General features: G+C 42.5%; 20 protein-coding genes. All 20 read left to right on the plus strand.

Going from position 1 to position 21,995, the window contains the following annotated elements; translation table 11 throughout:
• Positions 1-48: 48 nt before the first annotated feature.
• Positions 49-954: a tyrosine recombinase XerC gene (gene xerC / locus ACXAHI_RS01720; RefSeq protein ID WP_474812094.1), complete on the plus strand. Its 906-nt coding sequence runs from the start codon at positions 49-51 to the stop codon at positions 952-954.
• Positions 955-974: 20 nt separating this feature from the next.
• Positions 975-1,514, plus strand: coding sequence for an ATP-dependent protease subunit HslV (gene hslV, locus ACXAHI_RS01725; RefSeq protein WP_270181858.1), 540 nt, complete (start codon positions 975-977; stop codon positions 1,512-1,514).
• Positions 1,515-1,544: 30 nt separating this feature from the next.
• The gene (gene hslU / locus ACXAHI_RS01730; protein ID WP_474845464.1) at positions 1,545-2,939 is read left to right on the plus strand and encodes an HslU--HslV peptidase ATPase subunit; all 1,395 of its coding nucleotides are present in this window, start codon (positions 1,545-1,547) and stop codon (positions 2,937-2,939) included.
• A 21-nt stretch (positions 2,940-2,960) separates the two neighbouring features.
• Positions 2,961-3,737, plus strand: a complete 777-nt coding sequence (gene codY / locus ACXAHI_RS01735; protein WP_224882127.1) for a GTP-sensing pleiotropic transcriptional regulator CodY — start codon at positions 2,961-2,963, stop codon at positions 3,735-3,737.
• A 271-nt stretch (positions 3,738-4,008) separates the two neighbouring features.
• Entirely contained in the window at positions 4,009-4,743 is a 735-nt protein-coding gene (gene rpsB / locus ACXAHI_RS01740) for a 30S ribosomal protein S2 (protein ID WP_224882129.1), read from the plus strand.
• Positions 4,744-4,841: 98 nt separating this feature from the next.
• On the plus strand, positions 4,842-5,723 hold the full coding sequence (tsf, locus tag ACXAHI_RS01745) for a translation elongation factor Ts (RefSeq protein WP_474845466.1): 882 nt from the start codon (positions 4,842-4,844) through the stop codon (positions 5,721-5,723).
• A 72-nt stretch (positions 5,724-5,795) separates the two neighbouring features.
• Positions 5,796-6,521 (plus strand): UMP kinase, encoded by a 726-nt coding sequence (pyrH, locus tag ACXAHI_RS01750; RefSeq protein WP_270181861.1) that lies wholly within the window; start codon positions 5,796-5,798, stop codon positions 6,519-6,521.
• A 37-nt stretch (positions 6,522-6,558) separates the two neighbouring features.
• Positions 6,559-7,080, plus strand: coding sequence for a ribosome recycling factor (gene frr / locus ACXAHI_RS01755; protein ID WP_442865188.1), 522 nt, complete (start codon positions 6,559-6,561; stop codon positions 7,078-7,080).
• 91 nt (positions 7,081-7,171) lie between these two features.
• Positions 7,172-7,939 carry an isoprenyl transferase gene (locus ACXAHI_RS01760; RefSeq protein ID WP_404800816.1) on the plus strand — a complete coding sequence of 256 codons (768 nt, stop codon included), beginning with the start codon at positions 7,172-7,174 and terminating at the stop codon, positions 7,937-7,939.
• Between the two features lie 21 nt (positions 7,940-7,960).
• Positions 7,961-8,767 carry a phosphatidate cytidylyltransferase gene (locus tag ACXAHI_RS01765; protein WP_474845468.1) on the plus strand — a complete coding sequence of 269 codons (807 nt, stop codon included), beginning with the start codon at positions 7,961-7,963 and terminating at the stop codon, positions 8,765-8,767.
• Positions 8,768-8,810: 43 nt separating this feature from the next.
• Positions 8,811-9,959 (plus strand): 1-deoxy-D-xylulose-5-phosphate reductoisomerase, encoded by a 1,149-nt coding sequence (locus tag ACXAHI_RS01770; protein WP_474845470.1) that lies wholly within the window; start codon positions 8,811-8,813, stop codon positions 9,957-9,959.
• Between the two features lie 16 nt (positions 9,960-9,975).
• Positions 9,976-11,229: an RIP metalloprotease RseP gene (gene rseP / locus ACXAHI_RS01775; protein ID WP_474845472.1), complete on the plus strand. Its 1,254-nt coding sequence runs from the start codon at positions 9,976-9,978 to the stop codon at positions 11,227-11,229.
• Positions 11,230-11,274: 45 nt separating this feature from the next.
• Positions 11,275-12,894, plus strand: a complete 1,620-nt coding sequence (locus tag ACXAHI_RS01780) for a proline--tRNA ligase (RefSeq protein ID WP_474845474.1) — start codon at positions 11,275-11,277, stop codon at positions 12,892-12,894.
• Between the two features lie 82 nt (positions 12,895-12,976).
• On the plus strand, positions 12,977-17,269 hold the full coding sequence (locus tag ACXAHI_RS01785; protein ID WP_474845476.1) for a PolC-type DNA polymerase III: 4,293 nt from the start codon (positions 12,977-12,979) through the stop codon (positions 17,267-17,269).
• Between the two features lie 160 nt (positions 17,270-17,429).
• Positions 17,430-17,900: a ribosome maturation factor RimP gene (rimP, locus tag ACXAHI_RS01790; protein WP_270181868.1), complete on the plus strand. Its 471-nt coding sequence runs from the start codon at positions 17,430-17,432 to the stop codon at positions 17,898-17,900.
• A gap of 18 nt (positions 17,901-17,918) precedes the next feature.
• Positions 17,919-19,025, plus strand: a complete 1,107-nt coding sequence (nusA, locus tag ACXAHI_RS01795; RefSeq protein WP_270181869.1) for a transcription termination factor NusA — start codon at positions 17,919-17,921, stop codon at positions 19,023-19,025.
• A gap of 23 nt (positions 19,026-19,048) precedes the next feature.
• On the plus strand, positions 19,049-19,309 hold the full coding sequence (gene rnpM, locus ACXAHI_RS01800; protein WP_270181870.1) for an RNase P modulator RnpM: 261 nt from the start codon (positions 19,049-19,051) through the stop codon (positions 19,307-19,309).
• Positions 19,306-19,608 carry a YlxQ family RNA-binding protein gene (locus ACXAHI_RS01805; protein ID WP_474845478.1) on the plus strand — a complete coding sequence of 101 codons (303 nt, stop codon included), beginning with the start codon at positions 19,306-19,308 and terminating at the stop codon, positions 19,606-19,608. The genes rnpM and ACXAHI_RS01805 overlap by 4 nt, the downstream gene beginning before the upstream one ends.
• A 15-nt stretch (positions 19,609-19,623) precedes the next feature.
• The gene (infB, locus tag ACXAHI_RS01810) at positions 19,624-21,711 is read left to right on the plus strand and encodes a translation initiation factor IF-2 (RefSeq protein WP_474845480.1); all 2,088 of its coding nucleotides are present in this window, start codon (positions 19,624-19,626) and stop codon (positions 21,709-21,711) included.
• Positions 21,708-21,983, plus strand: coding sequence for a DUF503 domain-containing protein (locus ACXAHI_RS01815; protein WP_474845482.1), 276 nt, complete (start codon positions 21,708-21,710; stop codon positions 21,981-21,983). Before infB ends, ACXAHI_RS01815 begins: the two co-directional genes overlap by 4 nt.
• Positions 21,984-21,995 lie beyond the last annotated feature (12 nt).

Here is a 21,995-nt window from a genome sequence, read left to right on the forward strand (position 1 = left end):
GGCTTCTAAATTGTGATACGATTTAGAAGCCTTTTGAGGTGATAAAGGATGGATAATAATCAAAAGAGGCTTGTTCAGTCTTTCTCAGAGTATTTGCAGATTGAAAAGAACTGTTCACCTCATACGATCTCTAGTTATTTGCAGGATATCGAACATTTTCAGAACTTCATGAAGCAGCAGACTCTCGATGTCTTTGCTGCTGTTTCTTATGCAGATGTTAGGATTTACCTAACTCAATTGCATGAGCAAGGATTTGCAAGAAAAACGGCTGCTAGGAAAATATCAACGTTACGTAGCCTTTATCGTTTTCTTTTAAGAGAGGAAGTTTTAGAGGTTAATCCGTTTACGATGAGTTCACTTCCTAAACAAGAGAAGCGACTTCCGCAGTTTTTGTACACACAGGAGTTAGATAAGCTCTTCGATGCTCCGGATGTAACGACTGCACTTGGTCAGCGAGATAAAGCGTTACTCGAAGTTCTTTATGGCTGTGGCATTCGTGTGAGTGAATGTGTAGCACTTGATATAGAAGATATCGATTTTTCTATCGGAACGATCTTTGTAATTGGAAAAGGTCGTAAAGAGCGGTATGTCCCGATCGGGAGTTTTGCAATCGATGCAATTAAAAATTACATGGACGATGGAAGAAGGCAGCTTATTCCGAAAGACAAAGACTCTACGAGAGCTCTTTTCTTAAACTTTCGAGGTGCAAGGTTAACAGCTCGTGGCGTCAGAACGATTTTAAATCGTATTGTTGAAGAAGCTTCGATGCATGTACATATCAGTCCACATGTCATGAGGCATACCTTTGCAACTCACCTGTTGAATGAAGGGGCTGATCTTCGGTCTGTCCAAGAGCTGTTAGGCCATGCGAACCTTTCAACGACTCAAATCTACACCCATGTGACAGGCGATCGATTGCGAAATATATATATGAACCATCATCCAAGAGCTTGAATGCTCGGGAGGAGGAACTTATGGGAGACTTTCACGCAACCACTATATTTGCAATTCAACATAATGGAGGATGTGCAATGGCTGGCGACGGCCAAGTAACGTTCGGAAATGCAGTTGTTATGAAGCATACTGCAAAAAAAGTAAGAAGACTTTTCCATGGGAAAGTCGTGGCAGGCTTTGCTGGTTCTGTGGCCGATGCGTTTACTCTTTTTGAAAAGTTTGAAGGAAAGCTCGAAGAATTTGGAGGTAACCTCCAGAGAGCAGCGGTCGAACTTGCGAAAGAATGGAGAAGCGACCGTGTGTTACGAAAACTTGAAGCAATGCTGATCGTAATGAACAAGGAACAGTTGCTGCTCATCTCAGGAACGGGTGAAGTGATCGAGCCTGACGATGGCATTCTCTCAATCGGTTCTGGGTCCAATTATGCTCTCTCAGCAGGAAGGGCGCTGAAGCGATATAGTGAAGGGAAAAGCGCTGAAGAAATCGCAAAAGCTTCGATGCAGATTGCTGCAGAAATTTGTGTTTATACAAATGATCAGATAATCGTAGAATCCTTATAAGATAAATTTTGTAACCTTGGAGGCGATCATATGTCTAATCCGTTAACACCTCGCCAAATCGTAGAAAAACTCGACCAATATATTGTAGGTCAAAACGATGCTAAGAAAGCCGTAGCTGTTGCGCTAAGAAATCGATACCGCAGAGGCCTTCTAAGCGATAAGTTAAGAGATGAAGTGAATCCGAAAAACATCTTGATGATCGGACCTACTGGTGTTGGTAAGACCGAGATAGCTAGACGCCTTGCGAAGCTTGTTAATGCGCCATTTATTAAAGTTGAAGCAACGAAGTTTACTGAAGTAGGGTATGTAGGTAGAGATGTAGAATCGATGGTAAGAGATCTCGTTGAAACCTCGATCCGTATCGTGAAGGAAGAGCGGATGGATCAGGTAAAAGATAAAGCAGAGGAAAATGCAAATAAACGAATCGTTGAGCTGCTCGTACCTTCTGCAAAAAAACAATCTCAGTACAAAAACCCACTCGAAATGTTCTTTGGTAATCAAGGGCAAGATGACACGAGTGATCAACAGACTTCTGAAGACCAAACAATCGCTACGAAGAGAAGACAGATCGCGCATCAGCTAGCGCTTGGTGAATTAGAAGACAGAATGATTACTGTTGAAGTAGAAGAGCAGAATCAATCGATGATGGATATGTTCCAAGGTTCCGGCATGGAGCAAATGGGAATGAACATGCAAGACATGCTAGGAAACATCATGCCAAAGAAGAAAAAGAAGCGAAAGCTTTCCGTAGCTGAAGCAAGGAAGGTCTTGACTCAAGATGAAGCTGCTAAGTTAATCGATATGGATGAAGTATCCCAGGATGCTGTTTCGAAGACAGAACAAACGGGTATCATTTTTATTGATGAAATTGATAAGGTAGCTGGTAAGAGTCAACAATCCGCCGATGTTTCACGCGAAGGGGTCCAGCGTGACGTCTTACCGATCGTTGAAGGTTCAACGGTAACAACGAAATATGGTCCAGTAAAAACCGATCATATCTTATTCGTTGCGGCTGGTGCTTTCCATATGGCTAAACCATCAGACCTTATACCAGAATTGCAGGGAAGGTTCCCTATTCGTGTTGAGTTATCGAGCTTGACAGTCGATGACTTTAAACGAATTTTAACAGAACCTGATAATGCACTTGTGAAGCAATACACAGCATTATTGGAAACTGAAGGTATTAAAGTTGAATTCTCTGACGATGCTATTTATAAAATTGCAACAATTGCAGCAGACGTAAATCAGGACACAGATAATATCGGAGCTAGAAGACTTCACACGATTCTCGAGAAACTATTAGAAGATCTATCTTTCGAAGCGCCCGATATCAATTTGGAAAGTATTACGATCACACCAGAATACGTTGATGAAAAATTAGCGACTATAGCTAAGAATCGTGACTTAAGTCAATATATCTTATAACACATGCAGGAGGACAAAAAGATGAACTTACTTGAGAAAACAAGAAAGATTAATGGAATGCTACAGAAATCAGAAGGACCGGTAAATTTCACAGACATGGCAGAAACGCTTCGTGACGTGATTCTTGCTAACGTATATGTGGTTAGCCGTAGAGGAAAGCTGTTAGGGATCGCGATTAACCAGGAGATCGAAAATGAGCGCATGAAGAAAATGTTCTCTGAAAGACAATTCCCTGAGGAGTACACTCAGAATCTATTTAACATTAATGAAACATCTTCTAACCTTGATATTACGAGTGAGTACACTGCTTTTCCAGTTGAAAACCGTGACCTATTTGAAAAAGGCTTAACTACGATCGTACCGATCGTTGGTGGAGGAGAGCGTCTTGGAACACTGATTCTTTCTCGTCTAAGCGATTCGTTCTCTAACGACGACCTTCTACTTGCAGAATATGGTGCTACAGTTGTAGGTATGGAGATTCTGCATGAGAAAGCAGAAGAAATTGAAGAAGAAGCTAGAAACAAAGCGGTCGTTCAAATGGCGATTTCGTCGCTATCTTATAGTGAACTCGAAGCGATCGAGCATATCTTCGAAGAACTAGAAGGTAACGAAGGTTTACTAGTTGCTAGTAAAATTGCTGATAGAGTAGGCATCACGCGTTCGGTTATCGTTAACGCACTTAGAAAGCTTGAAAGTGCTGGTGTAATTGAATCTCGTTCTCTAGGTATGAAAGGAACGTATATTAAAGTTCTTAATGATAAATTCCTCGTTGAATTATCAAAACTTAAGACGCAATAGTATTACGTGAATGTACCGACTGCCGAGATTTCTCGGCAGTTTTTTTCTTTGTGAAAACCTCACCATTCGTATTTAAAGTGCTTATTAGTAAGAACTTACTAGGTCATAAGCGGAATTTTAGATTTCTAACTTGCGGCAGAGAAAACAATATGGTATATTAATCAACGGTGTTAAACACACACGCTTGTTGATTTGGGAAATGGTGCTGCGTTCGCAGTTTTTCCCGAAAGCGATGCAAGCGGAGGCTAAAAAACCATTAGGAGGATTTATCATGGCAGTTATCTCTATGAAACAGCTTCTAGAAGCTGGGGTACACTTCGGACACCAAACTCGTCGTTGGAACCCAAAAATGAAACCTTACATCTTCACTGAAAGAAACGGTATCTACATTATCGACCTTCAAAAAACAGTGAAGAAAGTTGAAGAAGCATTCAACTTTGTACGTGAAATCGCACAAGACGGCGGTAAAGTTCTTTTTGTAGGAACGAAAAAGCAGGCGCAAGAATCTGTTAAAGATGAAGCGATCCGTGCTGGTCAATACTACATCAACCAACGTTGGTTGGGTGGAACGCTTACGAACTTTGAAACAATTCAAAAGCGTATCAACCGTCTTAAGAGTCTTGAAAAGATGCAAGAAGATGGCACGTTCGATGTACTTCCTAAGAAAGAAGTTATTCTTCTTAAGAAGGAAATGGACCGTCTAGAAAGATTCCTTGGTGGTATCAAGGATATGAACGGTATTCCGGACGCATTGTTTGTTATCGACCCTCGTAAAGAGCGTATTGCAATTGCGGAAGCGCGTAAGCTTAACATTCCGATCGTTGCAATTGTTGATACTAACTGTGATCCTGATGAAGTAGATTATGTGATCCCTGGTAACGACGACGCGATCCGCGCTGTTAAACTTCTTACTGCTAAAATGGCTGACGCTGTTATCGAAGTTAGCAAAGTAGAAGAAGAAGAGGCAGAAGCTGAAGCAGTTGAAACTGAAGAAACATCTGTATAAGAACACAAAGGGGTGATAAAGGGGAACTCTACCCCTTTATCACCTTTTTTTAACCAACAGAGTATGTTTACATATCATAATCCAAGGAGGAATTTCTAATGGCAGTAACAGCTAAAATGGTAAAAGAATTGCGCGACCAAACTGGCGCAGGTATGATGGATTGCAAAAAGGCACTAACTGAAAACGACGGTGACATGGACAAGGCAATCGACTGGCTACGTGAAAAAGGGATCTCTAAAGCAGCTAAGAAAGCTGATCGCGTGGCAGCAGAAGGTCTTGCAGCTATCGCAGTTGAAGGTAACAAAGCAGTAATCGCTGAAATCAACTCTGAAACTGACTTCGTTGCGAAGAACGATAACTTCAAAGTGTTGATCAACGACATCGCTACTCACATTCTTAAGACAAACCCTGAGTCTGTAGAAGCAGCTCTTGAAAGCAAGATGGAAAACGGACAAACTGTTACAGAATTCTTGAACAATGCAATCGCTAAGATTGGTGAAAAGATTTCTCTACGTCGCTTCCAAATCGTTGAGAAAACGGATGCTGACGCATTCGGTTCTTACCTACACATGGGTGGCCGCATCGGCGTATTGACTCTTCTAGAAGGAACAACTGACGAAGAAGTTGCAAAAGACGTTGCTATGCACGCTGCAGCTGTTAACCCTCGTTTCGTTTCTCGTGATGAGATCCCAGCTGAAGAAGTTGAACGTGAGCGTGAAGTGCTAAAGCAACAAGCTCTTAACGAAGGAAAACCTGAAAAGATCGTTGAGAAGATGGTAGAAGGCCGTCTTGGCAAGTTCTTCGAAGAAATTTCTCTAGTTGACCAAGCATTCGTTAAAGATACTGACCAAAAGGTTGGCAAGTACGTTGAATCTAAAGGTGGTTCTGTAAAAGGATTCATCCGCTATGAAGTTGGAGAAGGCATGGAAAAACGCGAAGATAACTTCGCTGAAGAAGTTATGTCTCAAGTGAAGAAGTAATACAGGTAGGGAACACGATGTGTTCCCTATTTTTCAAGAAAAAGGATAGAATAAACATGCTGGAGGGTTAATATGAGCGGAGCCAAGTATGAACGCGTTGTGTTAAAATTAAGCGGTGAAGCATTATCAGGTGGAGAAGGACTTGGTATATCACCTTCCATCGTTCAGTCGATTGCATCCCAAATCAAAGAAATCCATGAAATGGGTGTAGAAGTTGCAGTCGTTGTAGGCGGTGGCAATATCTGGCGTGGTAAAGTCGGTAGCGAGATGGGCATGGACCGCGCTACTGCAGATTATATGGGTATGCTTGCAACAGTGATGAATTCTCTAGCGATGCAAGATAGCCTTGAGACGTTGGGCGTTGAAACGAGAGTTCAGACGTCGATCGAGATGAAAGAGGTAGCAGAACCTTATATTCGTCGTAAAGCAATTCGCCATCTTGAGAAAAAACGCGTTGTAATCTTTGCAGCAGGTACAGGGAACCCTTACTTCTCTACAGATACAACTGCGGCACTACGTGCAGCTGAGATCGAGGCTGACGTAATCTTAATGGCGAAAAACAATGTAGATGGTGTGTACTCAGCAGATCCTACTGTTGACGCAACAGCGAAAAAATATGAAACTCTATCATATCTCGATGTACTTAAAGAAGGTCTTGCAGTAATGGATTCTACTGCTTCTTCACTTTGTATGGATAATGATATTCCACTTGTCGTCTTCTCCATTATGGAAGAAGGTAACATCAAGCGCGCCGTTTGTGGCGAAGAAATCGGAACAGTTGTAAAGGGGAGAAATTAAGATGCCAGAAGAAATCTTGAAAAACGCTGAAGAACGTATGAAGAACGGAATTTCTAGCTTAAGAAAAGAGCTAGCTACACTAAGAGCAGGAAGAGCTAACGCTTCTCTACTCGACAAAATCCAAGTTGACTACTATGGCGCTCCGACTCCTGTAAACCAACTTGCAGGAATCTCTGTTCCAGAAGCTCGTATGCTTCTTATCCAGCCTTATGACAAGTCAGCGATCGGTGATATCGAGAAAGCGATCTTGAAATCAGATCTTGGTCTTACTCCATCTAACGACGGAAACGTGATTCGTATTACGATCCCCGCCCTTACTGAAGAGCGTCGTAAAGAGCTTGTGAAATTCGTTAAGAAGTATGCTGAGGATGGTAAGGTCGTTATCCGAAACATCCGTCGTGATGCAAACGACGAGTTAAAGAAGAAGGAAAAAGATGGCGACATCACAGAAGATGAGCTTCGCCGCAAAACCGATGAAGTACAAAAGCTTACTGATAAGTTCGTTGCTGAAGCAGATAGCATTGCATCAGACAAAGAAAAAGAAATCATGGAAGTCTAATTCAATAACAGGTAAAATAAGATAATAAAAGGACCCTCTTTTCCCACAGGGGGTTTTTTTGTTAAGTAAGTGACACAATGGAGGATTTGCAATGCTTGGGAAGTTCTCAAACTGGATGAGAAAGAATGAAGATGAAGAACATTTAGACATTAACACATCTGCTAATATTCCAAGGCATATTGCGATCATAATGGATGGCAATGGACGCTGGGCGAAGAAGCGTGGCCTGCCACGAGTGGCGGGGCATCGCGAAGGAGTTAAAGTAGTTAAGAAAATCGTCAGGAAAGCAAATGACATCGGTGTTAACTATTTAACGCTATACGCCTTCTCAACCGAGAATTGGAAGCGGCCAAAAGAAGAAGTAGACTTCTTGATGAAGCTCCCTGAACAGTTTTTATTAAGTCATCTGCCAGAACTAATCGAGCAGAATGTACAAGTTCGAATAATGGGGGAGCGAGAACAATTGCCTTCTCATACATTTAAAGCAATTTCGAAGGCAGTCGAAGATACGAAAGACAATACCGGACTTATTTTGAATTTCGCATTGAACTATGGAAGTCGTCATGAAATGAAGACTGCGATGCAGCGGTTATTAAGCGACGTACAAAAGGGGATACTGTCTGAAGATGAGATATCCGAGGAAAAGATTTCCTCCTATCTTCTAAGTAGCCAATACCCAGATCCTGACCTGTTGATTCGGACAAGCGGGGAAATTCGTCTCAGCAATTTCATGCTATGGCAACTAGCTTATACTGAACTCTGGTTTACAGAGGTACTATGGCCCGACTTTACAGAGCATCATTTTGTTGAGGCTGTACAAGAGTATCAGCGACGTGGTCGCCGCTATGGCGGGGTTTAATTGTAGGAGGACATTAGCGTTATGAAGCAACGTATTATTACTGGTGTGATTTTTGGCGTATTACTATTAGGTATGATCATTGTAGGGGACTGGCCTTTTATTATTTTAATGACGCTGGTAGCTACTGTTGGAATGGTCGAGCTATTGTTGATGAAAAAGATCTCGCTCGTTTCATTACCTGGTTTGCTGGCTCTTATCGGGACCTGGATTCTAGTCATGCCTGAAGATTGGATCGCTGCGCTCACATCCTCTGTTTTTACAAAGATAGACTTATTATTTTTCGGCCTGCTCATTCTTTTAGCAATGACGGTCCTTACTAAGAATAAATATAGTTTTGATGAAAGTTCTTTTATTTTGATGGCGTCACTGTATGTCGGTTTAGGTTTTTATTATTTTACAGCTACGCGTTATTTAGGAGACACAAGCTTAGAAGGCATGATCCAGCTCTTCTTCATCATCTTTTTAATATGGGCATCGGACTCTGGAGCGTACTTTGTTGGTCGAGCAATAGGAAAGAAAAAGCTATGGCCGCATATATCTCCTAATAAAACGGTAGAAGGTGCGCTCGGAGGAGTAGGGATGGCTTTGATTGTAGGAATTGTGTTTCAAATGATCTATCCGATCTATGAATCAATTTCTATCGTGATTATCGTCTCAGTATTAACCTCTGTTTTTGGACAGATTGGTGATCTAGTAGAGTCGGCGTTTAAACGTCATTATGGCGTAAAAGACTCTGGAAGCATTTTACCAGGACACGGAGGGATATTAGACCGGTTTGATAGCCTGATCTTTGTACTCCCAATTCTACATTTGCTACACCTGGTATAAATGTGCAACTGGATCAACAGAATGGATTGGAGGAACAGATCGTTTGAAAAAAATCAGCTTACTGGGAGCTTCTGGGTCCATTGGTACCCAGACTCTTGATATCATAAGAATGCACCCTGAGTTGTTTTCCCTCGTTGCGGTTTCAGTAGGTAGAAACATCGAAAAAGCAGCTGAAATCGTAGATGAATTCCAACCTAAGTTGCTATCGGTTCAATTAAGGGAAGACGCAGAAAGCTTGAGAAGAAGTATTTCAAGACAAACGAAGATCGTTTATGGGGAAGAAGGATTGCTTGAAGTAGCGTGTCATCCGGAATCAACCGTCCTCGTAAATGCGGTTCTTGGAAGCATTGGTCTTACTCCAACGTTGTCTGCAATCGAACAAGGTAAGACGATTGCGATCGCAAACAAAGAAACACTTGTCACTGCAGGACATCTCGTGACGGAAGCAGCCAAAAAGTACGGCTCAGCTCTGTTGCCTGTAGACAGCGAACATTCAGCACTATTTCAGTGTTTGAATGGAGAGAAGATCGATCAGATGGACCGATTGATCCTTACTGCTTCAGGAGGAAGTTTTCGAGACAAGACAAGAAAAGAGTTACAAGGTGTCAGCGTAGAAGATGCGCTAAATCATCCAAATTGGTCAATGGGAGCAAAAATTACGATTGATTCAGCGACTATGATGAACAAAGGTCTAGAAGTCATCGAAGCTCATTGGTTATTTGGAACTCCTTATGATCAGATCGACGTTCTGCTTCATAAAGAGAGTATCATCCACTCGATGGTCGAGTACATAGACGGAAGCGTAATGGCTCATCTAGGTACTCCGGATATGAGAATTCCGATTCAATATGCACTTAGCTATCCTGATCGGCTTGAAATGGGAAATGCAAAAAAGTTAAACTTATGGGAAGTTGGTAAGCTTCACTTTGAAAAGGTAGATTTCGAGCGTTTCCGTAGTTTGAAACTCGCTTATGAAGCTGGTCGAACCGGCGGCTCAATGCCAGCGGTGTTGAATGCTGCGAACGAAACGGCAGTTGCTGCATTTCTCCAGAGCAAGATCGATTTCTTGACGATTGAAGAGCTCGTTGAAAAAGCGCTAGAACAACACGATTCGATTCAGAACGCATCGCTAGAAGAGATTCTTGAGATCGATTCTGATACGCGATCGAGAGTTCAGTCATTAATTAAATAAAGGTGGTTAAGTGGATATGAATACTGTGATTTCGATCATTATCATATTCGGAGCACTGGTCTTTTTCCATGAACTGGGTCACTTGCTCCTTGCAAAACGTGCAGGAATTCTATGCCGTGAATTCGCGATCGGATTTGGGCCGAAGCTTTTCACGATTAAAAAAGGTGAAACGGTATATACGATAAGACTATTGCCACTTGGTGGGTTTGTTCGAATGGCCGGAGAAGATCCGGAAATGATCGAATTAAAACCCGGTCAACGCGTAGGCTTGCTATTCAATAACAAAAACAAAATAGAAAAAATCGTTATTAATCAGAAATCTGCTTATACGAACTTAAAAGAAATCACGGTTGAAGAAGCCGATTTAGAACACAAACTTTTTATTAAAGGGTACGAAGGTGAAGATGAACCAGCGGTCGTCTATCCACTTGATGAGCAGTCACACTACGTGATGGACGGATCTGAATTTCAGATTGCGCCATATGATCGTCAATTCGGATCTAAGTCTCTCTGGGATCGCTTCCTAGCTATTTTCGCTGGACCAGTCATGAACTTTTTGCTTGCTATCGTGATTTTCTTCCTACTTGGTTTGCTTCAAGGAACACCTACGAATCAAGTGAATGAGGTTGTTGAAGGAAGCCCCGCTGAGCAAGCAGGTATGATGAATGGAGATGTGATCACTGAGATCAACGGAACTGAAATAACGAGCTGGGACAAAATGACCTCGATCATTCAAGGTAATGCAGAAAACCAGCTAAGTTTCACCGTGGATCGTGAAGGAGAAGCAGTATCACTCTCAATAACTCCCGAAAAGCAAGAGTTGACTGAGAATCAGTCGGTGGGTCGAATCGGAGTGGCACCGGCATATCAAGTGAACTTCCTTGATTCAGTTGCCTTTGGTTTTACATCTACTTATGAATTCTCTAAAGCAATCTTTGTAGGTCTAGGTCAGCTCGTAACAGGTCAGCTTTCGATCGATGCTTTCTCTGGACCAGTTGGGATTTATAGCTATACAGAAGAAGCGGCATCAAAAGGTGTGTACGTTTTGATGAGATGGGCTGCTTTTCTAAGCATCAACCTAGGAATCTTTAATCTCCTGCCTTTACCTGCTCTAGATGGAGGAAGATTATTATTTATTGGTGTCGAAGCATTAAGAGGCAAGCCGATCGACCCTCAAAAAGAAAGTCTTGTACATTTTATTGGATTCTCTTTCCTCATGTTACTTATGCTCGTTGTAACATGGAATGATATTCAACGTTTCTTTTTGTAAGAAAGTAGGGGCAGATGTCCTTTTAAATGAAATGAGGTGCAGGTCATGAAACAATCGAGTTATTTTAATCCTACCCTCAGAGACAACCCAGCTGATGCCGAGATAATAAGTCATCAGCTGCTTGTCCGAGCGGGTTTTATACGACAGAATGCAGCAGGCATTTATTCTTACCTTCCTTTAGGTAAGAAAGTATTGATGAAGATTGAAGAAGTTGTTCGAGAAGAATTGAACGAGGCTGGTGCACAGGAGCTTCTTATGCCTGCTATTCAACCAGCTGAACTATGGCAAGAAACAGGTCGATGGGATGTTTATGGACCAGAGCTTATGAGGCTTAAAGATCGTCATGACAGACCGTTCGCACTAGGTGCAACGCATGAAGAATTGATTACGAGCCTTGTCAGAGATGAGCTTAGCTCTTATAAGCAGATGCCGGTTATTCTTTATCAAGTTCAGACAAAGTACCGAGATGAGCGTCGTCCTCGCTTTGGGCTTTTAAGAGGTAGAGAGTTCATCATGAAAGATGCTTATTCTTTCCATTCATCTGAACAGCAATTAGATGAAGCGTATGATCTTATGCACAAAACCTATAGCAAAATCTTTACTAGACTCGGACTTAATTTCCGTCCTGTAGTGGCAGATTCTGGGGCCATGGGTGGACAAGATACAGAAGAGTTTATGGCTCTCTCAAGCGTTGGAGAAGATACGATCGCGTATAGCGATGAATCCGATTATGCAGCGAACATCGAGATGGCAGAAGTGAAAGTCGAATACGTTAAGCCTAGTGAAGCGGAAGAAGCTTTAGCTAAAGGTGAAAAAGAAACATCTCCTGATCGTGAACTGAAAGCAACACTTTTGAATGTAAACGATGAAGAGCTGCTCGTTCTTGTTAGAGGCGACCATGACCTTAATGAAATTAAAGTGAAGAACTTATTCGGTACAGACCTTGTAGAAAAAATAAATAAAGAGATCGATGTAAGAGAATTCGAAGGCACGGTCATTGCTGACAATGCGGTCAAATCGATCGTTAACGGAAGCGTTAATGGTAGTAACCCTTATCATAATGTGAACCCTGAACGTGACCTTAACATCGAACGCTATGAAGATTTAAGATTTATCCAAGAAGGCGACCCTTCTCCAGACGGAAAAGGCAAAGTGGTCTTTGCTGAAGGAATTGAAATTGGACAAGTCTTTAAATTAGGTACAAAATATAGCGAAGCGATGGGAGCGAATTATCTTAACGAGGGTGGAAAAGCTGAGCCGATCATCATGGGTTGCTATGGAATCGGGATCTCTCGTACGTTAGCAGCGATCGCAGAGCAAAATGCGGACGAAAACGGACTCAACTGGCCGATGGGTGTCACGCCGTTCCATGTTCATCTTATTGCAGTCAATGTAAAAAATGATGATCAAAAAGAATTGTCGGACAGGCTCTATGAAACGCTGCGTAATGAGCGTTACGATGTTCTTTACGACGACCGTAAAGAGCGAGCAGGAGTGAAGTTTAAGGATGCCGATTTAATCGGAGTACCGCTTCGCGTTGTTGTTGGTAAAAAGGCAGCAGACGGCATCGTTGAAGTAAAACGCAGAGATACAGGTGAATCATTCGAAGTGGCTGTAGATGAATTGAATTCAGAACTACAAAAGCTCTTTGAACAATTGGGTTAAATAGTGGACAGGTGCCCTTTATTGGGTCCTGCCACCTTTTTTTTCGTTTGCCCAAAAGGATGTCAAAAAAGGGGGTTATGACATGGATCAGGAGTTAACGGTAAGGAAGGAACGACTTCAGCTACTCCTTCAGCAAATATCGTTTCCGGATAAGTTTGAAGAATTCTTTAAAGAAGGATATATCTCGAAACTAACAGTATACAAGGAAACGAGGAAGTGGCATTTCCACTTTCATTTACCTACAATCCTACCATTTCATATATATGAACTATTTCGAAGTCGATTGGTCGATGGGTTAAAGCATATCGCTACAGTTGACTTTTCGATTACGACAGATGGTGAAGCAACTGAAGAGCTAGCTTCTAGCTACTGGGAAAACATAGTGGAACTCATGCAGGACCACTCCGCTTCCTTAACGGCACTATTGAAGAGTCAAACACCGAGAATCAATGGAAACAAGCTGCTCGTTCATGTTCGAAACGAGACGGAAGCAGCCATCGCAAAGAAGAAGCTAACAGGCCCATTAGCAGAGTGCTATGAAGCAGCTGGCTTTCCTAAATACATGCTAGAAGTCGAAGTAAAAGAATCTAAGCAAGATTACGATAAGTTTATGGAGCAGAAGCAGCAAGAAGACCACTCCAAGATGATGGAAGCATTGATCGAAAAGCAAAAAGCTGATACAGCTGAAAGCAAAGGTCAGACGCCTGATACGCTCGTTATCGGCTATAAAATCAAGGAAGATCCTGTCCCGATCGAAACCATTCAAGATGAAGAACGAAGAATCGCTGTTCAAGGTTATGTGTTCGATGCAGAAACGAAGGAGCTTCGAAGTGGTCGTACGCTCTTAACATTTAAAATTACAGATTACACGGATTCGATCTTAGTGAAGATGTTCTCTCGCGACAAAGAAGATGTGCCGATTCTTGAAGCGGTTCGAAAAGGAATTTGGGTAAAAGTGAGAGGCGGTATTCAAAACGATACGTTCGTTCGAGATCTCGTCATGATTGGAAACGACCTCACTCAAGTAACGCCGGAGCTTCGTAAAGATGAAGCACCTGAAGATGAGAAGCGTGTAGAACTGCATGCACATACACAGATGAGTCAAATGGATGCTGTGAGTTCTGTTGGTGATCTGATCAGTCAGGCTGCTAACTGGGGTCACCCGGCTATTGCAATTACGGACCATAACAACGTACAGTCGTTCCCTGATGCATACGCAGCAGGGAAGAAAAATGGAGTCAAAATCCTTTACGGATTAGAAGCTGATCTTGTTGATGACGGTGTTCCTATCGCATATAATGAAGCAGATCGAGATCTTGAATCAAGTACGTATATCGTATTTGACGTGGAGACGACAGGTTTATCCGCAGTTTATAATAAGATCATCGAGCTTGCCGCAGTTAAGGTAAAGGACGGAGAGATCGTCGATAAGTTTGAGCGATTCGCAAATCCGCATCATCCGCTATCGTCGACTACGATCGAACTTACTGGCATAACAGATGACATGGTGGAGAATGCACCTGAAATAGAAGACGTTTTAAAGGATTTTCATGAGTTTATCGGCGACGATATCCTCGTTGCCCATAACGCTAGTTTCGATATGGGATTCCTGAACGTTGGGTTCCGTAACATCGGCTTAGGTGAAGCAAAAAATCCAGTTATCGATACGCTAGAGCTTGCGCGATTCCTGTTTCCAGAAATGAGAAACCACCGACTCAATACGCTTTGTAAGAAGTTTGATATCAACCTTACGCAGCACCATAGAGCGATCTATGACGCTGAAGCGACAGGCTATCTGATGTGGAAACTTTTAAAAGATGCGCTTGAAAGAGAGATTACAAACCATAATCAGCTTAATGAGAATATGGGACAGACAGGATTCCAGCGAACAAGACCATCTCACACGATCATTCTAGCTAAAAACGATGTAGGACTAAAAAACCTTTTCAAACTTGTATCACTTTCCCATCTCGACTACTTTTATCGGACAGCACGTATTCCAAGGTCAAAGCTTGAGAAGTATCGAGAAGGTCTATTAATCGGATCAGGGTGCGATAAAGGTGAAGTATTTGAAGGCATGATGCAAAAATCTCCTGAAGAGGTTGAGGAGATTGCAAAGTTTTACGACTATCTAGAAGTTCAGCCGCCTCAGAACTACATGCATCTTATAGAAAAAGAGCTTGTACAAGATGAAATGGCACTGAGAGACGTTATCGGAAATATCGTAAAGCTTGGAGAGAAATTAGATAAGCCAGTCGTTGCGACAGGGAATGTGCATTATTTAGACCCTCAAGATCACATCTATCGTAAGGTACTGATCAAAGCACAAGCTGGTAATCCATTGAACAGACAGACGTTGCCTCAAGTTCATTTTAGAACAACGAACGAAATGCTCGACTGCTTCCATTTCCTTGGTTCAGAGAAAGCAAAAGAAATCGTGGTTGAGAAACCTCAGCATGTCGCGAGTCTTATCGATGACATCAAGCCGATCAAGGATGATCTTTTCACGCCTAAGATCGAAGGTGCCGATGAAGAGATGAGAAAAATGAGCTATGATCGTGCTAGAAGTATTTATGGTGATGAACTACCGACGATCGTTGAGGAAAGATTAGAAAAAGAGCTAAAAAGTATTATCGGTCATGGCTTTGCGGTAATCTATTTAATCTCTCAAAAGCTAGTTAAAAAATCACTTGATGATGGATACCTCGTAGGCTCACGTGGGTCAGTCGGGTCATCATTCGTAGCAACGATGACAGAAATTACAGAAGTAAACCCATTGCCGCCTCATTACGTATGTCCGACGTGTAAAGAATCCAAATTCTTTGATGACGGTTCCGTAGGCTCAGGGTTTGACCTACCTGATAAAGAGTGTGATACGTGCGGCGTTCCGCTCATTAAAGACGGACATGATATTCCGTTTGAAACGTTCCTAGGATTTAAGGGGGATAAAGTACCCGATATCGATTTGAACTTCTCAGGTGAATATCAGCCAAGAGCACACAATTATACGAAAGAACTCTTCGGGGAAGACAACGTCTATCGAGCAGGAACTATAGGTACTGTCGCAGAAAAAACGGCGTATGGATATGTGAAAGGGTATATGGGTGATAACGACCTCCATTTCAGAGGTGCTGAAATCGACCGGCTCGTATCAGGCTGTACAGGCGTGAAACGTACATCAGGTCAGCACCCTGGTGGAATCATCGTAGTACCAGATTACATGGACATCTACGACTTTTCACCGATTCAATTTCCGGCTGATGATAAAACTTCGGCTTGGAAAACAACTCATTTCGACTTCCATTCGATCCACGATAACCTCTTGAAGCTCGATATCCTAGGACACGATGATCCTACTGTTATCAGAATGCTGCAGGATTTAAGTGGAATCGACCCGAAGACAATCCCGACCGATGACAGAGAAGTGATGAAGCTATTCAGTGGAACAGAATCGCTCGGTGTTACGCAAGATCAAATCATGTGTAAAACTGGAACGTACGGCATTCCTGAATTCGGAACGCGCTTCGTTCGACAGATGCTTGAAGACACGAAACCGAGTACGTTCTCAGAACTCGTACAGATCTCTGGTCTATCACACGGCACGGATGTATGGCTTGGGAATGCACAGGAGCTCATTCAGGCCGGTACATGTTCACTGAGTGAAGTGATCGGGTGTCGTGACGATATCATGGTGTACTTGATCTATAAAGGGCTTGAACCATCACTTGCATTTAAGATCATGGAGTTCGTTCGTAAAGGAAAAGGTCTGCAAGAGGAATGGGTCAACGAAATGAAGAAACACGATGTGCCTGATTGGTATATCGATTCATGCTTGAAGATCAAATACATGTTCCCTAAAGCCCATGCGGCAGCATATGTCCTTATGGCGGTGAGAATCGCATACTTCAAAGTGCATCATCCTATTCTTTTCTATGCTGCTTACTTCACAGTAAGAGCTGATGACTTTGATATCGATACGATGGTAAAAGGATCAAATGCCATTCGATCGAGGATTGAAGAAATCAATGAGAAGGGTCTCGATGCTTCTCCAAAAGAGAAGAACCTACTCACCGTCCTAGAGATTGCGCTTGAAATGTCAGAGAGAGGTCTTCGTATGCAGAAAGTTGATCTCTATAGATCGAAGGCAACAGAGTTTATCGTAGATGGGGATTCTCTTATTCCTCCTTTCAACTCACTGCCTGGAGTAGGCACGAACGCTGCACTGAATATCGAAGCTTCAAAAGAGGATGGCGAATTCCTCTCGAAGGAAGATCTTCAACAGCGAAGCAAGATTTCGAAAACGGTCCTAGAGTATCTCGACGACCATGGCTGTCTAGAAGGGCTGCCAGATGCTAATCAGCTCAGTCTTTTCTAAAGGAAGACACGTTCTCTTCTTTGTTGAATTGGCTAAATGAGTATGGTATAGTAATTGTGGAAATACTAGTGAATACACACGCAGCGAAAGAGTGGGGCTAACCCACTCTTTCGTTTTCGATTGGGACCCTGCTTGACAGGATCAGAAAGGAGGACAACCAATGACTGAACATGTGATCACGGTTACAGAAGAACTAGTAAAACCAATAGCAGATGAAATGAACCTGGAACTTGTAGATGTAGAATTCACACAGGAGGGAAAGAACTGGTTTCTCCGTGTCTATATCGATTCTCCGCGGGGCGTTGATATCGAGGAGTGCGGTGTTGTGAGCGAGAAATTAAGTGAACAACTTGATAAGCAAGATCCGATCGAGCAACCATACTTCCTTGAAGTATCTTCGCCAGGTGCCGAGCGTCCACTTAAGAAACCTTCCGATTTCGAAAAAGTGGTAGGTAAGCAAGTATACATTACAACCTATGAACCCATTGATGGCGAAAAGAGCTTTGAAGGAAAGCTTGTAAACTTTGATGGTGAGACGGTTGTCGTCGAGCAGAAGGTTAAAACAAGAACAATAACGGTAGAAGTACCTTATGACAAAGTGGCAAGCGCAAGGCTTGCAGTTGTTTTTTAATTAAAGGGGAGAATGAAAATGAATAGTAGTGATCTATTGGATGCACTGACCGTTCTTGAAAAGGAGAAGGGCATCAGTAAGGATATTATCGTGGAGGCAATCGAAGCAGCGTTGATCTCCGCTTATAAGCGTAATTTCCACCAAGCGCAAAATGTAAGAGTAGACTTCAATCAGGATACAGGGTCGATTCGTGTGTTCGCACGTAAAGATGTTGTGGAAGAAGTTGAAGACTCCCGCTTAGAGATCTCTCTTGCAGATGCGAAGGATATGGATCCACAGTATGAAGTAGAAGATGTTGTTGAGATTGAAGTAACGCCTCGTAACTTCGGTAGAATTGCCGCTCAGACAGCGAAGCAGGTTGTCACTCAGCGAGTTCGTGAAGCAGAACGCGGTATTATTTTTAGTGAGTTTATCGAGCGTGAAGACGATATCATGACAGGTATCGTACAGCGTCAAGATCACCGCTTCATCTATGTAGACCTCGGTCGGATCGAAGCCCTTCTACCAACTGGCGAACAAATGCCGAACGAAACATACAAATCGCATGATAGAATAAAAGTGTATGTGACAAAAGTTGAAAAAACGACAAAAGGACCACAGGTGATGGTTTCACGTACACATCCTGGTCTTTTGAAGCGTCTCTTCGAGCTTGAAGTACCAGAAATCTATGATGGTACAGTGGAAGTGAAGTCGATTTCCCGCGAAGCAGGCGATCGTTCAAAGATCTCTGTACATGCAGAAGATCCTGAAATCGATCCGGTTGGCTCTTGTGTAGGTCAGCGTGGACAGCGAGTACAGGCGATCGTTAACGAATTGAAAGGCGAGAAGATCGATATCGTCCGCTGGTCAGAAGATATCGTTGAATACGTAGCGAACGCTCTAAGTCCTTCAAAAGTACTTAAAGTGAATGTTGATGAAGAAAATAAAATGACTCAGGTGATCGTACCTGATTATCAACTATCTCTAGCAATTGGAAAACGTGGTCAGAATGCACGTCTTGCTGCGAAACTAACAGGCTGGAAAATTGATATAAAAAGTCAGTCAGAAGCGGAAGAAGAAGGCATTTATACTGAGGATGACACTCCGCTCTTCGAAGAGGAAGAAACTGACTACGATAACGAATAGTAGGATCAGGAGAGGTGTCCATCGTGAAAAACCGTAAGATTCCGATGCGTAAGTGTGTAGCCTGTCAAGAAATGAAGCCAAAGAAAGAACTAGTACGCGTTGTCAGGTCTAAAGAAGGAGAAATAGCGATTGACCCGACTGGAAAGATGAACGGCCGTGGGGCATACCTCTGCAATAGTGAAGAGTGTTTTAAACTAGCTAGAAAAAAGAACGCACTCTCTGCACATCTTAAAGCAGAAGTAACAGATGACGTTTATCTCCATCTTGAAGAGCTACGTTCATGAGAGGAAATTGGGAATCACTTCTGGGACTTGCTCAACGTGCAGGCAAACTCGTATCGGGTGAAGAATTAGTAGTTAAGGAAATCCGACGAAAACATGCGAGACTCGTACTGTTAGCGGATGACGCATCCGACAATACAAAGAAGAAAATCACAGATAAAGCAACTACTTATGGAATCCCACTATGTATTGTAGCAGGACGCTATGAACTCGGGCATGCGATCGGTAAAGCACAGCGAGTGACGATAGCCGTCACTGATGAAGGATTTGCAAAGAAACTTTTTGCTATTCTTGATCAATAACTCGGGGGTGAACGTATGAGTAAGATGCGAATTTATGAATATGCAAAGGAACACAATACAACAAGTAAGGATGTTATCGAAAAGTTAAAAAGCATGAATATAAAAGTCACGAATCATATGTCAGTGATCGATGATTCAACAGTGGAGAAGCTTAATAGCAATTCGAAACAATCCAAAAAGGGAAGCGACAAAAACAGTATGGAAAATAAAAACAACAGAAATAACCCAAAAGCAAACTCAAACCAAAAGAGCAACACAAATAAACCAAACAATGCACGTCGTGGTGGCAGACGCCCAAATCGTCGTGGCAAAGGACAACCACCTAAGAACACTGCAGCTCCAAGAAGATTGCCTGAAAAGGTAACGTTTATTGGTTCATTAACAGTTGGACAGCTTGCAGAGAAGCTTGGTAAAGATGCTTCTGAAATCATCAAGAAACTAATGGGTCTTGGTGTAATGGCAACAATCAACCAAGAGCTCGATAAAGATACAATGGAACTTATTTGTGACGATTACGGCGTAAAAGTAGAAGAAGAAGAAATCTTTGAAATTACAGACCTTGATAATTATACAAAAGAAGATGATAGCGAGAAGCTTGTAGAGCGTCCTGCTGTCGTAACAATCATGGGTCACGTTGACCATGGTAAAACAACTCTACTAGATAGCATCCGTAATACGAAAGTAACGCAAGGTGAAGCTGGTGGAATCACACAGCACATCGGTGCTTACCAAATCGATAACAAAGACAAAAAAATCACTTTCCTAGATACACCTGGTCACGCAGCATTTACAACAATGCGTGCACGTGGTGCGAAAGTTACAGATATCGCAATCATCGTTGTAGCGGCAGATGACGGTATTATGCCTCAGACTGTCGAAGCGATTAACCATGCGAAAGCTGCAGAAGTGCCAATTATCGTCGCAGTTAATAAGATGGATAAAGAAGGTGCAAACCCTGACCGTGTCCTTCAGGAACTTACTGAGTATGAGCTAGTTCCAGAAGCATGGGGTGGAGACACGATCACTGTTAATCTTTCTGCGATCAAAGGGGAAGGAATCGATGATCTCCTTGAAATGATCGTTCTAGTTTCTGAAGTAGAAGAATTCAAAGCGAACCCTGATAAGCTAGCTTCTGGATCTGTTATTGAAGCTCAGCTAGACAAAGGTCGTGGAGCAGTTGCAACACTTCTCGTACAAGAAGGTACGTTAAAAGTAGGAGATCCTGTCGTTGTTGGTAATACGTTCGGACGTGTGCGTGCAATGGTCAACGATCTTGGTAAACGCGTGAAAACAGCTGAACCATCTACACCGGTTGAAATAACTGGACTTAGTGATGTTCCTCAAGCTGGAGACCGCTTCGTAGCATTTGAAGATGAAAAGCAGGCTCGCCAAGTAGGTGAAGCGCGTGCTCAGCAACAAATCGAAGCACAGCGTAAAGAATCTTCTAAGATGAACCTTGACGATCTATTTGAGAAGATTCAACAAGGTGATGTGAAAGACATCAACATCATCATTAAAGCAGATGTGCAAGGTTCCGTTGAAGCACTTGCAGGTTCTCTCAAGAAGATCGAAGTTGAAGGTGTTAAGATCAACATCATTCATACAGGCGTAGGTGCGATCACTGAATCTGATATCATCCTTGCTTCTGCTTCGAATGCGATCATTATCGGCTTCAGTGTACGTCCTGATAACAATGCGAAGAAAGTTGCAGATGCAGAGCAAGTCGACATTCGTCTTCACCGTGTAATTTATACAGCGATTGAAGAAATCGAATCAGCTATGAAAGGGATGCTTGATCCTGTTTATGAAGAAAAAGTTATCGGTCAAGCTGAAGTTCGTGAAACGTTCAAAGTTTCTAAAGTTGGTACGATCGCAGGTTCTTACGTCATCGAAGGTAAAATCACTAGAAACTCTGGCGTACGAGTAATTCGTGACGGCATCGTCGTTTTCGAAGGTGAAGTCGATACGTTGAAGCGTTTTAAAGATGATGCAAAAGAAGTTGCTAAAGGCTATGAGTGTGGTATTACACTTGCGAAGTTCAACGATGTGAAGGAAGGCGACATCATTGAAGCATTCGTAATGGAGGAAGTAAAACCTAAGTGATCGGCTACATTGAGTGCGAATGCATAATCTATGATGCGCAGTCACTTAAACAGAAAAGATCAGTGCTACAGTCGGTGATAAGCCGGCTGAAGCACTATAATTTAGCAGTTTCTGAGCTTGATAATCAGGATTTGTGGCAACGAACTGTGATAGGGATTGTAACGACTGCTTCATGTAAGACAGCCTGTGAGCGAGAATTACAGAGAGCTATCGCATTGATCGATTCAAATCCTGACATTGAGCTTACCCGAACAACTTATGAATGGCTTTAGGAAGAAATGAGG

The organism is Anaerobacillus sp. ABD4_527 (assembly GCF_056160805.1).

Coding starts and splice junctions, on each gene's coding strand:
- xerC (WP_474812094.1), top strand. CDS start 49: ATGGATAATAATCAAAAGAGGCTTGTTCAGTCTTTCTCAGAGTATTTG.
- hslV (WP_270181858.1), top strand. CDS start 975: ATGGGAGACTTTCACGCAACCACTATATTTGCAATTCAACATAATGGA.
- hslU (WP_474845464.1), top strand. CDS start 1,545: ATGTCTAATCCGTTAACACCTCGCCAAATCGTAGAAAAACTCGACCAA.
- codY (WP_224882127.1), top strand. CDS start 2,961: ATGAACTTACTTGAGAAAACAAGAAAGATTAATGGAATGCTACAGAAA.
- rpsB (WP_224882129.1), top strand. CDS start 4,009: ATGGCAGTTATCTCTATGAAACAGCTTCTAGAAGCTGGGGTACACTTC.
- tsf (WP_474845466.1), top strand. CDS start 4,842: ATGGCAGTAACAGCTAAAATGGTAAAAGAATTGCGCGACCAAACTGGC.
- pyrH (WP_270181861.1), top strand. CDS start 5,796: ATGAGCGGAGCCAAGTATGAACGCGTTGTGTTAAAATTAAGCGGTGAA.
- frr (WP_442865188.1), top strand. CDS start 6,559: ATGAAGAACGGAATTTCTAGCTTAAGAAAAGAGCTAGCTACACTAAGA.
- ACXAHI_RS01760 (WP_404800816.1), top strand. CDS start 7,172: ATGCTTGGGAAGTTCTCAAACTGGATGAGAAAGAATGAAGATGAAGAA.
- ACXAHI_RS01765 (WP_474845468.1), top strand. CDS start 7,961: ATGAAGCAACGTATTATTACTGGTGTGATTTTTGGCGTATTACTATTA.
- rseP (WP_474845472.1), top strand. CDS start 9,976: ATGAATACTGTGATTTCGATCATTATCATATTCGGAGCACTGGTCTTT.
- ACXAHI_RS01780 (WP_474845474.1), top strand. CDS start 11,275: ATGAAACAATCGAGTTATTTTAATCCTACCCTCAGAGACAACCCAGCT.
- ACXAHI_RS01785 (WP_474845476.1), top strand. CDS start 12,977: ATGGATCAGGAGTTAACGGTAAGGAAGGAACGACTTCAGCTACTCCTT.
- rimP (WP_270181868.1), top strand. CDS start 17,430: ATGACTGAACATGTGATCACGGTTACAGAAGAACTAGTAAAACCAATA.
- nusA (WP_270181869.1), top strand. CDS start 17,919: ATGAATAGTAGTGATCTATTGGATGCACTGACCGTTCTTGAAAAGGAG.
- ACXAHI_RS01805 (WP_474845478.1), top strand. CDS start 19,306: ATGAGAGGAAATTGGGAATCACTTCTGGGACTTGCTCAACGTGCAGGC.
- infB (WP_474845480.1), top strand. CDS start 19,624: ATGAGTAAGATGCGAATTTATGAATATGCAAAGGAACACAATACAACA.